This is a genomic window from Thermoflexus sp. (assembly GCF_042408365.1).
In the GTDB taxonomy this organism is placed as follows: domain Bacteria; phylum Chloroflexota; class Anaerolineae; order Thermoflexales; family Thermoflexaceae; genus Thermoflexus.
In genome coordinates this window covers 1-14,799 of record NZ_JBHOQJ010000067.1, presented here as the reverse complement: position 1 = coordinate 14,799, position 14,799 = coordinate 1, and the positions used below count along the sequence as shown (strand labels likewise).

15 protein-coding genes are annotated in these 14,799 nt (G+C 63.8%); 10 read left to right on the top strand and 5 right to left on the bottom strand.

What is annotated here, in order from left to right:
• From ACFMO5_RS03075 to ACFMO5_RS03035, 9 genes are all read left to right on the top strand, one after another.
• The coding region (locus ACFMO5_RS03075) for a hypothetical protein (RefSeq protein ID WP_376791301.1) at positions 1-212 on the top strand (212 nt) is incomplete at its 5' end.
• Entirely contained in the window at positions 205-687 is a 483-nt protein-coding gene (locus tag ACFMO5_RS03070) for a hypothetical protein (protein WP_376791300.1), read from the top strand. The genes ACFMO5_RS03075 and ACFMO5_RS03070, both read left to right, overlap by 8 nt.
• A gap of 20 nt (positions 688-707) precedes the next feature.
• The gene (locus ACFMO5_RS03065; protein ID WP_376791299.1) at positions 708-1,883 is read left to right on the top strand and encodes a hypothetical protein; all 1,176 of its coding nucleotides are present in this window, start codon (positions 708-710) and stop codon (positions 1,881-1,883) included.
• A 76-nt stretch (positions 1,884-1,959) separates the two neighbouring features.
• Positions 1,960-2,244: a hypothetical protein gene (locus ACFMO5_RS03060; protein ID WP_376791298.1), complete on the top strand. Its 285-nt coding sequence runs from the start codon at positions 1,960-1,962 to the stop codon at positions 2,242-2,244.
• Positions 2,245-2,364: 120 nt separating this feature from the next.
• Entirely contained in the window at positions 2,365-3,156 is a 792-nt protein-coding gene (locus tag ACFMO5_RS03055) for a hypothetical protein (protein WP_376791297.1), read from the top strand.
• Between the two features lie 85 nt (positions 3,157-3,241).
• A complete protein-coding gene (locus ACFMO5_RS03050) occupies positions 3,242-4,912 on the top strand; it encodes a hypothetical protein (RefSeq protein WP_376791296.1) in 1,671 nt (556 codons plus the stop codon).
• Positions 4,913-5,236: 324 nt separating this feature from the next.
• Entirely contained in the window at positions 5,237-5,689 is a 453-nt protein-coding gene (locus ACFMO5_RS03045) for a hypothetical protein (RefSeq protein ID WP_376791295.1), read from the top strand.
• 129 nt (positions 5,690-5,818) lie between these two features.
• Positions 5,819-6,232 (top strand): hypothetical protein, encoded by a 414-nt coding sequence (locus tag ACFMO5_RS03040; RefSeq protein ID WP_376791294.1) that lies wholly within the window; start codon positions 5,819-5,821, stop codon positions 6,230-6,232.
• A gap of 238 nt (positions 6,233-6,470) precedes the next feature.
• On the top strand, positions 6,471-8,021 hold the full coding sequence (locus ACFMO5_RS03035; RefSeq protein WP_376791293.1) for a hypothetical protein: 1,551 nt from the start codon (positions 6,471-6,473) through the stop codon (positions 8,019-8,021).
• Between the two features lie 45 nt (positions 8,022-8,066).
• Here the strand turns inward: ACFMO5_RS03035 and ACFMO5_RS03030 are convergent, their stop codons facing one another.
• The 5 genes from ACFMO5_RS03030 to ACFMO5_RS03010 all read right to left on the bottom strand — a co-directional run bounded on the left by ACFMO5_RS03030 (position 8,067) and on the right by ACFMO5_RS03010 (position 13,402).
• Positions 8,067-9,605, bottom strand: coding sequence for a hypothetical protein (locus tag ACFMO5_RS03030; RefSeq protein WP_376791292.1), 1,539 nt, complete (start codon positions 9,603-9,605; stop codon positions 8,067-8,069).
• A 132-nt stretch (positions 9,606-9,737) separates the two neighbouring features.
• On the bottom strand, positions 9,738-9,932 hold the full coding sequence (locus tag ACFMO5_RS03025) for a hypothetical protein (RefSeq protein WP_376791291.1): 195 nt from the start codon (positions 9,930-9,932) through the stop codon (positions 9,738-9,740).
• Complete coding sequence (locus ACFMO5_RS03020; protein ID WP_376791290.1) at positions 9,929-10,909, bottom strand: LysM peptidoglycan-binding domain-containing protein; 981 nt, start codon at positions 10,907-10,909, stop codon at positions 9,929-9,931. Before ACFMO5_RS03020 ends, ACFMO5_RS03025 begins: the two co-directional genes overlap by 4 nt.
• 167 nt (positions 10,910-11,076) lie before the next feature.
• A complete protein-coding gene (locus ACFMO5_RS03015) occupies positions 11,077-11,667 on the bottom strand; it encodes a TrmH family RNA methyltransferase (RefSeq protein WP_376791289.1) in 591 nt (196 codons plus the stop codon).
• Positions 11,668-11,707: 40 nt separating this feature from the next.
• The gene (locus ACFMO5_RS03010) at positions 11,708-13,402 is read right to left on the bottom strand and encodes a helicase-associated domain-containing protein (RefSeq protein ID WP_376791288.1); all 1,695 of its coding nucleotides are present in this window, start codon (positions 13,400-13,402) and stop codon (positions 11,708-11,710) included.
• Between the two features lie 491 nt (positions 13,403-13,893).
• Here ACFMO5_RS03010 and ACFMO5_RS03005 point away from each other — a divergent pair.
• Positions 13,894-14,799: IS481 family transposase (locus ACFMO5_RS03005; RefSeq protein ID WP_376791287.1), on the top strand; the 906-nt coding region annotated here is incomplete at its 3' end.

Genomic DNA, 14,799 nt, shown 5'->3' with positions numbered 1-14,799 from the left:
CGCTTGGCCCTCCTGATCGGGCTGGGATTGGAGCTGGCGTGCACGGCGCCCGGGGGCGCTGCCCCCGGTGCGCCGGGTTCCCCTACAAGCCCGGCCACCCCGCCCGCTTCCCCCTCGCCGACGGTCTCTTCCTCCCCTTCGCCGACTCCTCGGCCGTCTCCCTCCCCGCCGCCGATGGTATGGCAACGCCAGCAACACTCCTTCATGCTTAAAGATAAAGAGATTCGTTTCTCATTTTTGTGTCCCAAGGGTTGGGTGGTGATCGTTCATCCGGATGGCTACCTTGTCCATGTGCAGAACATCTCTCCTTTTGATCATCCGGCGGACGTGCCGGGCGGCCTATCGGGAGGCTTTGTCAAAATAAGTTTTATGCTCGATCCCAAGGCCAATCCTGAGAAACTTCAAGGGGAAGATGTTTGGATCAATGGCATTCCCTGGAAACAGACGATCAACGCGGGGGGAATATCCGGGGATCACTCCATGACATTAGAAACAGTACGCGATGGGATGGTATTTCGAATCTATACCTATATCACTGGTACAGGGGGCAAGGGGCCGCTTTTTGAGAGCCATCTGGCAACCCTGACCCAAATGATCCATAGTCTGGCTTTTGAACCGACAGTTCCCCCGGAACGGCCACTGGAGGTTCCGCCCCCGCCAGCGAATGGTCGCCCTGGCCAACCATAATAAGTGGAAAGGGTGAGACGATGAAACAACAACTTGTCTTTGTGGCCTCATTGATTGTCATTGTACTGACGAGGTGCACGTTATTTTCTCCCCCTGAGGGAAAGGGCACACCGCCTCCACCATTGCAGGAGGCAGCGGGTGGCACCCCTACCCCGGTCCCAACCTTGGAAGCCGAGCCCGCTTGGCTTGAGCCACAGGCTCGCCTCGCATTAATTTTCAAGCGCCCCTCCCCCTTGGGGGGGCAGGATCTCTATCGTCTATCTCCAGATGGTCGCCCTCCTGTCCGATTGCTCAACCTCCAGGATGAACTGTTCCGAGCCTCCGCTTCCCCGGATGGAAAGTTCCTGGCCATCCACACCAGGCCACGGGAAGGAGCGAAGCGTGATAAGCTCTTTCTGCTCTCCTTATCCGATTTGAGCCTGGATCTGGTGACCCAGGACACGTGGATTACCACAATGGCTTGGGCCCCTTCGGGAAGCGCCTTGACGTTTTCCCAGTGGACAGACGGTAGCGTACAAATCGTCTCCTATGATCTAACAGCTCACCGCCTCCGCACGCTCTTCGAGTGGCGCGGGAGCGGCCCGTGGGACATTGTGGGTTGGGTCTTGGATGACGGGAAGTTATTGCTTTCTCACCTTGCCGGCGGTGGCCTTCTGATTGATCAGCTTGACCTGCTCGATGTACAAACAGCCGAGGTAAAAACCGTTTACACCGACTCCACCAAATTGACCAGCATCGTCTCGGTTGCCCCGGGCGGCCGGGTGGCGCTCGTAGGACAGCTGCGATCCACGACTGATCCTAGGGTTCGGCTGCAACGCCTGGATCTGACGAATAACCGCCTGACCCCGCTCATGGAGCCCGAGGACGCAAACGCCTTGGTGGCCAGCGTGCCCGTCTGGTCTCCAACAGGGAAACGCGTTGCCTTCACTGTAAGCAGCAGCTTCGGGAAAGGGGCACAGGGTGTTGACAGGATTGTCATCTTGGATGTCGAGAGCGGCGAAGTTTCTACAGTTGTCGAATTTGCGAATCCCAGCCCACTGGCCTTTCCCCTGGCTTGGCTTTCCGAAGAGGTGTTACTGGTCAGCAATCTGAGCGAAGAGAGCACTGAAGTGCTTTATTCGATACGCACCGATGGAACAGGAATGCAGCGCATCCTTGATCTCAGCGGAGGCCGCTGGCTCACGGTATCGCCATAATGTTGTGGGTGCGGTTGGATCGGGTGCCCAACCGATGGGGTGGTGGGGGAGGCCAATAACGGTGAGGAGCCCTGGCATGGATCAAATCACTTATGCCAAACGTGGCTGCGCTGGACTGCTGGTTGCCGGGGGTGGGAGGGTCGGGTGGACGGCAATCGGACGCTTGGCCCTGCCCATGCGGGTGTTGGCCCTCCGTGTCCACGACTCCGACCGCTACCTGGCCGAGATGTGGGAAGCGGGAGCCAGAGGCTGCCTCCTCAAAGCAGAACCCCTGGAGCGCATTGCCTCGGCCATCCCGCCGGTGGCCCGCGGCGCATGGGTTTTTGTGACCTGTAAGGACCTACCGGTCCGAACCCGGTAATTTCTACAGTAGACAGCGGGCACGGAATCGATTAGCGTGAAGATGCCACCGGCGGAAGGCCGGGGAGGATCTAAGCAGGAGTTGTGAAATGCGATTCGCAAAACCAGAAGGGGGCGTAGCATGCACAAGATAAAACTTTCTGTGATATTTGCTTCTGTCATTGGGTTCTCGCTGATCGCAGGGCTGGGAATCAGGAGCGTTCTGAACCGCTCGGCGCCCGCTGCTCAGCCGGAAAGCGCGGCCGGGCGCCCTGCGCATCCTACCATTGAAGCCCTGAAAGCCGAATTGGAGCGGGCGACTCAGGAAGAATTGACAAAAGGATGTGTCGAGCGGGATCCCCAAACGGGTGAGCCGGTGCTCTGTGGTTCGTCCAAAGCGCGTGTCGAAGCGATCCACGCGCGTCTGGTGGAAGAGACGCTGAAGGTCGAGCAGCGGGAGCCCGAGGCCGTGGCCAGGGTCATTGCCCGGATCCGGGCGCTGCGGGAGGATCCATCCCTGGAGGTCTTCTTTCAAGGGACCTCGGCGAATCCGTACCTGGACGCCTCGCATCATGTGGAGATCTATCAGGACGATCGGGGGATGATGTATTTCGTGGACCCGGCGACCGACGAGGTCTTCCAGTTTGGTCCGGGGCCGAACAGCCAGGTGGAATTTTGCTCAAGCCCGAGCCTTGATGTGGACAAATTGCGGCAGCGGGCCGAGTCGTTCCTGGGCAAGAATATTCCGGGCTTTCAGCAGATTCAAGAGAACTGGACATATTTGGAATCTGCCAAGGGTGGGACTTCTTTTATATTCCGCTGGGAGGCACCGGGCGCATCAGCCGGAGAAGAGATACAACCGGTTGTCCAGGTGGTGCTTTACCCGTGTGGAGAGATTAAGAGCTTCCTCAATACCTCCAGCCTGGGCCGGTAAGAGCTCCATTTGAGAAGGTGGCCGTCGATAGAGGGTCATCCACTGGCGCCAGCTGAATAGAATCTATGGGGAGAGGTCATGGGATATGAGCGGACCCGTGACACGAAGCGTGATGCGCCTATATCGGTTCTTTGGGGCGCTCGTGCTGGGGCTGACCGCGTGTAGCCCCCGTCCGCCCCAGCCCTCTATCCCGCCGGCTTCCCCCACGCCAGGCGGGACCCCCTCCCCCGCAGGTCCTACGTCTACGCCTCGCCCCACTTACACGCCGCGCCCTACCCCTACCCCCTCCGCAGCCCTCTGCAAATGGCTCGGGGGGCCCGCCGGCCTCCCCGATCTCTCCGCACTACGATGGGAGGAGCGGACCCTCGGCCCCCATCGCGTGCGGGTGCTGGACGGCCTTCCTCTCCCGCCCATCCCCCACATCCTAACACCGGACGGCCGCTTCTTGGAGGTGCTCTTCGTTACCACAGAGGGGAAGGCGCTGGTGGCCCTGGATCTCGCCGGCACAGCCCACCGGCTGGTGCAGGCGCCGTCTGGGTCCTGCCCGCTGGCCGATTGGGTCCTCTGCCTGGCTCCGGAATGGCTGCGGGAGGATCCCACCCTCGCGGCGCGCAACCGGCTCCCCGACGGCCGGCGGCTGCGGATCGACGAGACCGGCCGGGTGCGGGTGGAAGATGGAGAGACGCTCACGGTCGACACCCCCGTCCCGTTCGAAGCGGTCTACCCAGCGGGGGCGAACGGCGCCCTGGGCGTTGACCAGATGGGCCAATTGTGGCGCGGGACCTTGCGGCCTCCGGCTTGGGAGCGGGTCCAGGATGCACAGGGCCGGCCCCTGCACGGCGGCTGGATCCTCCCGGTCCAATCCCCCGACTGGGCCCTCGTCTTCAACGTCGTCTTCGAGTACGTGCCCCCGACGGCGACGCCCCGGCCCCCTCGGATCGAACCCGGGACCCGGGGCCCTCCTTCCCCGACCCCCACACCTTACATCCCCAGCCACGGGGCGCCAGTGGCCTTCCACTTTTGGCGGGTGCCGCTGAAGCGGGGCGCGCCGGCGGTGCAGCTATCGACGTTCCGGGCGGAGGTGATGGGGACGGATGTATCGGTACCGGGCTCAGTGCTGCTCCGCGATAGCCGTCACCTGGTGCTCTCCTGGCCCTTTATGGTAGTAATGGAGGGGATCTGGTCCATTAGTGCGCTGGTGGACGTGGAGACCGGGCGGCGGGTGGCAGAGGGAGCGCTGGGATTGCCGGAAGGAACCATCCTGAGGAACGTGACGGCAATAGCCGATGGCCGTTGGGTCTTGGGGCAGGTGGTTGACCAACGCACCCGGCAGGGACGGGGGATCTGGGTGGCTTCGGGGGAGGATCTCTCGAGGCATTGGACGTTTGAGGGCTGGCGAGGGGTGCAGGCGTGGCATCCGGCGGGGAAGGAGATGGTGGTGGAGGCGGGGACGATGGCAGAGCCGGAGCGATTGGGGGTGTTGCGGCTGCCGCCGGGCGCGGAGGGGGTGCGGCCGCTGGAAGGGCTGCAGCCCCCGGTGGGATGGGCGGGGGATTGGGTAGTGGGACGGGCGGCGGAAGCCCCGGCGAAGGTACGGGCGGTGGAACCCAAGGGGCGGGTGGAGGAGCTGGATCTTTCCGCCCCCGGGGCGTTCTTGCAGGATGTGATGAGCGGGAGGGATCGGGTCTGGCTGGTGGTGGGCACGGTGGGGCCGGAACGCCGGTGCCGTTACACCCTGGTGGAATGGGCGCCTTGACTCTCGGCGGTTTTCGTCAGGTCCTCCTCCGATATTCGCTCAACAAGTAGCCCACCAATAAACCGGAGTTCGACAAACGGCTGATGAGCACGACTTGAATCAAGCAAAGCCCAATGCTTTCCTGTCGAGGTGAGCTGCGCCACAAGGTGCGGATAGGGCGGCTGGACGATCTGTGCGTGGCCTCCTTGCTGGATCTCGAGGACCTGCTGTTTCTGGGGGAGGGATTCCCAAAAATAATGAGGAAGGCAAGCGGGAAACATCGCGTTAAAACAAAGGAAAGAACGGGCATTTCGCTTGCGATGACCGGATTACGGGAGGTTCGCGATGCTTCTGAAGCGAGATGGCCGCTGGGGATGGGGGCTCCTGGCCTTGGGGTTGCTGGTATTGCTGGGGATGGGCGGATGGATCCTGAGTTCGAGAGACCAATGGGATTCGCCGCTTCCCCCTACGCCGGAATGGGTAAACCCTAATGGTCAAGGGGATCCATCCCGCTTTCCCACTCGAATTGGGATAACCGATGAAACCGGCCGCGTGGTGGGCTGGGTGGATCTGCGGGAGGAGCCGTTCTTTCTTATGCCACCTCCGCCCGGGACGCCGGCCCCGTGCCGCTTCCGGGTTCGGGATGCTCAGGGGAACCTCATCGGCTACTTTGGCTCTCCTCCGGATGCGGAATCCTGGCCCGAGCGTGCACACCCACCGTCCAACGCGGTTGCCTCTCGTCCGGGCTGCCCGGCTCCATTCCGGTTCTACCCGCTCTCCGATTCGAAATCAAAGTAGAAGGCAAAGATGATGAAGATGGCGTTGATGCTACCGATGTCCATGTTCGTGCTTAGGGTTGGGATCGTATATGCTCATGGATCCATGTGAAATAACAGGGGGATGGATTCTCCCGGAGGTTTCTGACCTATGAGCCTAATCTGGATCTTCAAGCAACATAAAAGTAAACTCGCCGGCCTCGCCACCGGAAGCCTGATGCTTGGGATGGCAATCGGAATGCCGGGCGTTTCCTATGCAGATCGTCTAGTGATGATAGCCGGTGCCCTTGCCGATATCGCTTATGAATGGCTGTGGGATCCGAAAGCCCATCGCTTTCGATGGCTGTCCAGGCTGCCGGCCCCCACGATCCTCCTGATCCCCGGCATGCTCTTCCTGCTGGGCATATGGACGGAGCGGGTTTTTCCAGATACGACACACATCAGTCGATGGGGCTGGGTCATTTTTCCAAGCTTGCTCTATCTGACCTCCTTTCTCTTCACCGTTCGTTGGAGGAAGGCGAACGTTCACATGAACAGCCGATCGGAGCGCGGACTGAGTGGATGACCCCGAGGTTTTGGACTGCCTGCTGCCGCGACAGCTTCCCTTTTGTTGAGGTCCTGATGCGGAACGAACTCGTCGCCTTCGGATGAGGGCCCCTTTTGGCGGCCCAATGGACAGCCTGGTGAGTTTCGCGCATTAATGTTTCCAAAGTAGAACGCGGCGTATCCTTGCTGTTGTGGGAATGTCCAAGCTGGAACTTCACTGATTTACCTCTGGTATTTTTCGTAAGGGGCGAGGCCCTATGAAGCGGTGGTGGACATGGGTCCTGGTAGGAATCGGAGGGCTTTTGATCGGCTGCCAGAGGGGCGCGCCGTCCCCCTTCCTCAGGTCTTCCCCGGTCCTCCCAACGCCCGTTCCCTCTCCCTCGCCGATGGCCACCTCGCCCCGCTGCGCCCTCCCCTTTCGGCCCCACCGGGCGCTCCCTGCCGTCGACCTGTCCGCCCTGTCCTGGGCCGAGATGCCACTCATAGGGCATTCCGTTCGCCTCCTGGGGTCCTCCCCTCGCCCCCTGCTCCCCTTGGCCATCTCCCCGGACGGTCACTGGCTGGTGGTCGCCTTTCCTCAGGATGAGGTCTATGGCTCCGCCGAGGTGGCCCTGGTGGCCCTCCATGGAGCCGCGCGGCGCTGGCTGAATCGCCAGGTGGACCTCCTCAGCCCTTACGTCGCGGCCTCCGCGCTTCCCCTGGCCGCCTGGACGCGCTGGCGGGGCCTGCCATGGACCGTGAGCTGGCTGGCGGACGGGCCCGTTCTTTGGCTGGATGAGGCAGGACAGATCTGGCGCGACACGGGGGTAGAGACTCAATCCGTGTCCGCCCCTGCCCCGTTGGGCTGGATCGAAGTCCAGGCGACGGGCCAAGGGCTGGCCCGGGGTGACCCTTCCGGCCTGTGGCGGGTGGATGTGATGCGTGGGCGCTGGGAGCCGGTGGGCCCAGAGGCCATCCAACAGAGCGCGCTGGGAGGGTGGGGGCCAGATGGCGCCTGGTTCCTCGTGTGGACGAGCCGTCCATCGGATGCACCGCCGGGGCCGACGCTGCCGGGGGCGACGTGGACCGAGCTGACCTTCTGGCGGGTGCCCCTGGCTGAGGGGCAACCCGCCCATCGGCTGGGCCGAGTGACCCTGCCCCTGGTGGGCACCGATGCCTGGATGCCGCCCAGCCAGCGGTTGGCGGCCGGACGATGGTGGGTGCTGGGATTGCCCCTGGCGGAGGCAGGGGTGGGCGCGCTGGTGGATACGGAGGAAGGCCGGTGGCGCGACGCGCCGGCGCTGGGGCTTCCCCCAGGCGGACGGATGGTCGGGATCCAGGCCTCGCCGCAAGGCGGCTGGGTGATGGTGGCAGGGCAACGGCCAGGGGACCGCGAGGGGCGGGGGATACTGCGGCTCTGGGATGGGGACCTGACGACCTCGGTTTGGTCGGGGGAAGGTGTAGGGGTTGTAGCGTGGCATCCGGAGGATGAGGCAGTGGTGCTGGGGGAAGGGGGATTCGGGCCGCCGGACACCTTGGCCCCGCTTACGGTGCTCCGGCTGCCGCCCGCGGGGGCGCCTCGCCGCTTGGAAGGTGCGGGCTGGCCGGTGGCCTTCACGCGGGAGCGGGTGGTGGCCCAGGATCGGGCCCACCCTGCCCGGGTGCTGGCTTTCGATTTGGATGGAAACCAACGGGATGCACTGGATCTGTCCAGGCAGGTGGAACGGGTGCGCACGATGCTGGGGGCAGGAGACGCCGTGTATCTCGATGTAGGATGGGCGGAAGGAGACGAATGCCGCTACGGGTTGGTGGAATGGCGCCCGCGATGAAGGCGATTTCGCCTCGCGCTTTCCCCATCCCAGATCCCGACGTCCCTACGAATCCCGAGGGACCAGGATCCGATAGATGAACCCGTTCATGGGGATGTCGGCGACGGGCCGGTAGGCCTGGCCGATGGCATCCAGCACCGGCTGGGGGTAGAACTGGGCCCGCAGCACCACGATCCCAAACGCCTGCGCCCGGATCATCCGGATCAACGGCTCCGGGTTCAGCTTGCCGTTTTTGTATAGGTTCAGCAGCTGGGTGGGGTTAGTCACCGGCTCCTTCCCCGCCAGAAGCGCCCACGAAGCCTCCTCGGTGAAGGCGGGGCCCGGCGCGGCCCGCACCATCTCCACGATCCGCCAGCCGTTCCGGAGATCCTCTGCCGTGGGCAGATGACCCAGCTGGGTGTACCCCACGGTATCCACGTATCGGATCCCCTCCAAACCCAACCAGCGGGCGACCGGCGCGGTCAGGGGATGGTCGGTGGGCAGATGGAACACGCGCGCCGCCTGGTAGAGCATCGCGATCGGGATCAGCAGGGCGATCCCCATCCGCCACACCGGCCAGCCGACCGCCCATCGCTCCAAACGGGCGAGGAGCCGGCCCGCAGCCAAGGTCGCCGCCACTACCGCGGTGATGAAATAGGATTCCCCGGCCCCCCACTTGCCCGCCAGCGCCCCCCCAGCGGCTGCGAAAACCGCCCAGACGCTAACCAACGAGAGGCGGTCGAAATAGAGCTCATACAGAACCAGCGCCGCCGATAGGAGCAGGATGACCATATGCAGGCGGAACCACTGATTGTACAGGAAGAAAGCCTGACGGTAGTCGTATTCATTGATGTTGGCCTCGATGATATGCAGGGACCAATAGCCTCCGGTGGCGAGATCGAGGAGGGCGAACAAGCCCAGGTTCACCGCCCCAAAGGCGATCCCCCAGGCCAGCGCCCGGAGCGGGCGGCGCAGGAAGAGATAAGCGAACACGGCGAGCACCGTCACGATCGCATGCTGCTTCGTCCAACCCGCCGCCATCAGCGCCAGCGACCCCAGCCACAGCGCCCGAGGCGAGGGAAATTCCTCCTCCCGGGCCAGGGCCAGCACCGCCAAGGTCTCAAAGAGAACCATCAGCATATGGCTGCGGGAGAGGGGTCCGATGTGGTAGACGTAGTTGGAGGCCAGGATCATCCCCCCCGCCCAGATCCCGATGGTCCACCGCCGGGTCCATCGCCCGACCGCCAGGCCCACGGCGGCCGCCAGCGCGACCGTCGCGGCCGCGGAGAGCAGGCGCCCGGCGATCAAAGAAGGGCCGAAGATCCCCACCAGGGGGACGGCGAGGAGGTGAAAGAGCGGAGGGTAGTTAGAGGCATAAAAAGGATAGGCCTCGATATCCCGATAGGGCCACTGCCCCCGGGCGAAATACACCGCGTCCAACAGCTCGAACCCTTCGCCCTGGTCATAATCGAAAGGAAAGCGGAACAGGGAAATCGCGTAGATCCCAAAGACCACCCCATAGGCCAGGTAGACAATGACCACCGCGATCCAGAGCGCCTGAGCGATGGGCCCAGCGAGATTCCGCAGACGATCGAGAACGCTCATCCGCCCAAGATCCCTCCCATCGGCATATGGAGACTTTTGGGGGCCGGGCCCTTCCCCACTTACAGGGTTAGGTAGGTAGCAGACAAAGGCGGAAAACCCATTCGGGTTGAAGGCCAACCGGCGATCCCAGAGCTATGCCGGACGGCCATCCCGCCATAGGAGCGGCAGCGCCAGAAGGGCCAGAGCCCCGGCCACCCCCAGCGCGGCCTGCTGGAAGGGGCCCCACTCTGTGGAACGGCCGAGATGCATCCAGTTGATCAGCACCTGAACCCCGGCGCTCAGGATGGCCACCCCCAACATGACCGCCCCCAAGGCCCGCTTGCTCATCGCTGCCCCTCCACGAACACCCGGAACATGTGCACATCGGCCGCGGCGAACCGCACCTCGAAGTCCCGCGTCGCCCCCGGCCCGATGGGCTCCTCCGAGAACACCACCTGCCGGAACCCCAGCAATTGATCCTGCTCGTTGTAGAAAGCCACCACCACATTGATCCGACGCATCGGCCCCGCGTCGGCGTTCCGCACTCGGCCACGGACGACGAAATCCGCCCCTTCGATCCCCCCCTCCGAGCGAACCAGCTCCACCGGCCCGTAACGGTTCCCGGGCTCCTGGGTCGGCTCCGCGCGGACCACCCGCGCCTCCGCTCGGGCATAACCGGGCGGGATGGCGTTGAAGACGAGGGCGAAGGGGGAGCGCCCCCCCGAGCTCAGGATGTCCAGGCCCGTCCCAGCGATCCCGGCGCTCAGCTCTCGGCCTTCGCCATCCCGGAGGACGATCTGCACCTGAACGTTCCGCATCGGGTGAGGCTGGGGATTCACCACCTCCCCAACGCAGCTCAGACTGCCCAGGGCGCTCGCCGCACATCCGAACCCCTGAACCAGCAGAGGCATCGGCGTAGGGGTGGGAGGGCGAACAGGCTCCCCTCCAGGGCTCGGCGTGGGGATGACCAGCTCCTGACCGATTTGTAATAAAGCCGGATCCGTGATCCCATTGGCCTCCTGAAGGGCGGACACCGAGACCCCATACCTCAGGGCGATGCTATAAAGGGTGTCCCCCGGCTGCACCACGTAGATGATCGGCGTGGGACTTGGGGTCGGCGGAAGGACCGGCGTCGGAGTCGGCACTCGCACCACGATGGGCGTGCCGGTTGAGGGGATCGTGGGAGTGGAGCCAGATACGGGGGTGGGGGATGGCCGCCCTGAAACCACCCGCCCACACGCCGCCATGGTCAGCGAGAGCATCAGCACTTTCCACCGGATCTCCCCCGCTCTGCCGCGGACAGAACCTCTCACCCGAACCGCCATCTGGATTGGATCCTCCCAACATTTAAGATCCGATGCTTCCGAAATTATACATTCCACGGATGGGCGAGGAAAGAAGGAATCCCCCTTCTCGACGTGAAGGGCGCGAAAGCGCCTGGCGACGAACGCCCGACCCTGCACAGTCCTCCGCACGGATCAGAGGTCCGGCATCACGGAGATGAGACGGAAACCGAAACGCCCCCTTTCCCTTGCGGCCAGGATTCCCCTCCCCACACCTGTCGCCAGTAGTGATAGAGCAGGATGCCTGCCGCGACCGCGACGTTCAGGCTGGGGACCGGGAGGGCGGTCTCAATGTGAACCTGGGGCGCGCGCCAAAGCAGGGAGTCCGGAACCCCAAAGGAGGGATGTCCCAGGATCAAGAGCATCTGTCGAGGGAATGTAAACGCCTGAAGGGGGATCGAGGAAGCCGTCTTCTCGGCGATGACGGGCTCATAGGGACATGCCTCGCTGTCCATCCATGCCAGAAAATCCGCCACGGACGGGAAATGTTCGATTTGGATGAACTCATCGGTGGCGCAGGCGGTGGTTCGATCCCAGAGCGGGGAGCCGATCACCAGCAACCGCTCCGCGCCCCACGCCACGGCGCTGCGGCAGATCAGGCCCACCGTTTTATCGCCCTTTCCCAAGCTGAAGGCTGCCACCGCATAGGGCAAGCGTGGGAGCCCAGCCAGCGCCCGCAAACGCTGCCGTCGCGTTTCTGATCGGATATAGAACTCCCCCACCCGCACCGAGCGCTCCATCCGCCAGCCCCCGATCCGGCGAGCCGATTCAACGGGTCCTTCAGGATGCAGCAGGCTCCTCACGTTCCATCTCGAGAGATTCCTCAGGCACCACCCCCAGCCGCAGAAGCGCGGCGCGCACCTGGGCCCAGCCAGTGGGGTGAATGATCGCAGCCATCGGCGAGAGCACATCCCGCACATGGCGCCGGGCCTCTGTGGCCATCAACTGGCGCAGAAGCTCCGGGTCGCTGACTCGCAACACCAGCGCTCGCTCCACTGTCGCCTCCGTTCCCCGACTTGCCCAGCGCGTCAGAGCGCGGCTCAGCGCCTCCAGCGGGGTCAAATCGTAGCGCCGGAAGAAATCCAGGATGCGTTCCGGGCTGATGTTCTGCGCCCGCGCCCGGGTCAAGGAACGGGCGGTGATCCGGTATCGATAAACCTCCCCTGAAGCCACCCAATCCGCGATCCGCGCGACCTGGAAGCGCTCATACCGACGGGCAGCCCCCACCTCAACGGTTCCGTCCTCCAACATGAGAAAGCGCGTATCCCCATCGGGAGGCGGATCCCCCTTCCCCAGGTAAGCGCTCCCAAAGGGCGAAAGCCGAAGACGATCCGGTTCCCCCAGCTCCACCACCCCCAACCAATGAAGCGGGCCCGTCAATAAATAGCGCAGAAGAGCGCCTTCCACCCGATCCCAGTTTTCAAACCCCAGTAAGTAATCCCCGGTCTCCGCATCCCGAATATACCAGGTGACGAACTCCGCCTCAGTGCGCTGGAAGGTCGGGTTCTTCACCTTAATCTCTTGAACGAGATCCGGGATTGCATACCAACCTCCCGGATCCAGTCGAGCCAGCAGCTGAAGCAGCGTCTGGCGGGGCAGGCGGGGATCGTTCTGCCAGGACCCGGTGGGCTCCGGGCGCAAGGTGGGGACGTGGAAGAGATCGTTCCAGGCCACATCGTCCCGCCACGCCTCCAGCAGGGCCCGCAGCTGCTCCATCAGCGGGGCCTGGAGCCAGCGGGTGGTGACCTCTGGATCCAGGCGCAGGGATTCCCGGCGCACCTGGATCATCTGGAGCGTCCCAGCCAGATGCCAGAGCAGCGACCAGCGCTCCCGATGAGGCCAGCGCAGCTGCCGACGCAGCGTCGGAAACTGAGCCCATGCCTCCTCCGGCGTCATAGCGGCCGGAGGCGCCTCATTGTGCACAAAACTTAACAGCGTGCAGAAATCATCGGCCGGGCTCGTTCCCACCCGCCGGATCCGGACAGGAGCGGGGACAGCTGGGGGGGGCTCAAGGGTCTGGGCGCGGGGCGCTTCCTCCATGGCCGGCAAGCCCAGCAGCAGCTCATCTGGGATGAAGGCCACCTCCTCGAACCCGGCCGGTTGCTCTACGAATCCGAAGAAGACCCATCCCCGGAACCAGAGGGCCTCCGCCGGGCCCGTCGGTCGTTCCCAGAGGCGCTCGCTCTCCAGGCGGGCAGCGCCCACCCGGCGGATCTCCCCGAAGCGCCGCTGGAAAGCGACGGAGGGCATGATCCCTCCCGCCGCGACCAGCGCCCGAAGGGCCTCCTGTTCCTCCGGCTCCAGCCGGGCCCAATGGGCCCCCTGGCGCTCCGGATCCATCATCACCGGCAATAACTGGGCGATCAGTGCCTCGCGCGAGGGAAGGTTTGGCTCCACCTCCCAAAAACGTGCGATGACCCGCAGATGCGCCAGATCCAGTTCGCTCAGGCTTTGTCGAAGCGAGCGGACGGGCATAGAGGATCCTCCTTGCTTATTCATTATAAAGGGAGAGAGGGAACAAATGGACCTTAGGGATGTTCGGGAAGTGGGAGCCTCCTTTTTCCCCTCCCCGCGCGGCGAAGCCACACGGGGAGGGAGACAGGGGAGGGGGCGATTTCCCTCATTGCATAGCCCCTTTGGAGCTCGCCCCTACGGAAAGGGGTGACTACCGTAGGGCGCTAAGGCGTCTGTTCGATAGGAGATGCTGGCAGCCCAAGGAGATTTCAGTAAAATGAGGAGGAGCTTTAGGAATTGAACCAAGGCCCTCGGCCTCCAGCTCGCTCCCTTATCTGGGGAATTTAGGGGTGGGTGGGGCCACCAAGGCGACCCCACCCAAAATCCTTCAACTCCCCCCTCCCCGCGGCCCTTCGGGCCTGTATAGACCAGATACATGGGTGACACTTGTTCAGAGACATGGGTAACACTGGAATACGATGAGGGCACGACACCTGAGGAGGAGGTGGGACGTGCCCTGGAAGGAGTGCACCGCGATGTCCCTTCGGGCGGAGTTCGTGCGCTTGGCCTTGCAAGAAGGAGCCAACCTTCAAGCCCTGTGCCGGCGCTTTGGCATCAGCCGAAAAACCGCCTATAAATGGCTCCAGCGGTATCACGCAGAGGGGTGGGAAGGGCTCCCAGATCGCTCCCGACGCCCTCATTCCAGCCCCCGCCGTAGCCCACCCGCGCTGGAAGCGGCCGTGTTGGAGGTCCGCCAAGCCCACCCCACCTGGGGAGGCCGGAAGATCCCAAATGGGCTCCTGGCCCACGGACGGGTGGCCCCGGCCAGCCCCAACACCGTCACGGCGATCTTGCGGCGGCACGGCTCCATCGACCCCGACGAGGCTTCGAAGCATCGGCCCTGGGAACGCTTCGAGGCGGCGGCGCCCAATGCCTTGTGGCCAATGGACTTCCAGGGCGATTTCCCCCTGGAGGAGGGGGGATATGGCCATCCCCGCACCCGGATCGATGACCACTCGCGGTATCTGCTGGGTTTGTGGGCGTGTCCCAATGAGACCCAAGCCACCGTGCGGGCCTGGTGGATCCAGGCTTTCCGGGAATATGGCCTGCCGGAGCGGATTTTGGTGGATAACGGGCCCCCGTGGGGGGATGGGACGAACCACTCCTATACCCGGTTGACGGTATGGTGGATCCGTCTGGGGATCCGGGTCTGCCACTCGCGCCCCTACCACCCCCAGACCCTGGGCAAAGATGAGCGCCTGCATCGCACGTTGCAGGAGGAGGTTCTGGAACAATATACGGGCTCGGGGCTGGCGGATGGGCAGGAGATCTTCACGGGCTGGCGTGATCTCTACAACTGGGAACGTCCTCACGAAGCCTTGGGCATGCAGCCGCCGGCGAGCCGATATCATCCCAGT

Bases quoted from the DNA above. Each gene is read 5' to 3' on its own strand.
- ACFMO5_RS03040 (WP_376791294.1), top strand. From the start codon at position 5,819: ATGAGCCTAATCTGGATCTTCAAGCAACATAAAAGTAAACTCGCCGGC.
- ACFMO5_RS03050 (WP_376791296.1), top strand. From the start codon at position 3,242: ATGAGCGGACCCGTGACACGAAGCGTGATGCGCCTATATCGGTTCTTT.
- ACFMO5_RS03065 (WP_376791299.1), top strand. From the start codon at position 708: ATGAAACAACAACTTGTCTTTGTGGCCTCATTGATTGTCATTGTACTG.
- ACFMO5_RS03055 (WP_376791297.1), top strand. From the start codon at position 2,365: ATGCACAAGATAAAACTTTCTGTGATATTTGCTTCTGTCATTGGGTTC.
- ACFMO5_RS03035 (WP_376791293.1), top strand. From the start codon at position 6,471: ATGAAGCGGTGGTGGACATGGGTCCTGGTAGGAATCGGAGGGCTTTTG.
- ACFMO5_RS03025 (WP_376791291.1), bottom strand. From the start codon at position 9,932: ATGAGCAAGCGGGCCTTGGGGGCGGTCATGTTGGGGGTGGCCATCCTG.
- ACFMO5_RS03010 (WP_376791288.1), bottom strand. From the start codon at position 13,402: ATGCCCGTCCGCTCGCTTCGACAAAGCCTGAGCGAACTGGATCTGGCG.
- ACFMO5_RS03020 (WP_376791290.1), bottom strand. From the start codon at position 10,909: ATGGCGGTTCGGGTGAGAGGTTCTGTCCGCGGCAGAGCGGGGGAGATC.
- ACFMO5_RS03045 (WP_376791295.1), top strand. From the start codon at position 5,237: ATGCTTCTGAAGCGAGATGGCCGCTGGGGATGGGGGCTCCTGGCCTTG.
- ACFMO5_RS03070 (WP_376791300.1), top strand. From the start codon at position 205: ATGCTTAAAGATAAAGAGATTCGTTTCTCATTTTTGTGTCCCAAGGGT.
- ACFMO5_RS03015 (WP_376791289.1), bottom strand. From the start codon at position 11,667: ATGGAGCGCTCGGTGCGGGTGGGGGAGTTCTATATCCGATCAGAAACG.
- ACFMO5_RS03030 (WP_376791292.1), bottom strand. From the start codon at position 9,605: ATGAGCGTTCTCGATCGTCTGCGGAATCTCGCTGGGCCCATCGCTCAG.
- ACFMO5_RS03060 (WP_376791298.1), top strand. From the start codon at position 1,960: ATGGATCAAATCACTTATGCCAAACGTGGCTGCGCTGGACTGCTGGTT.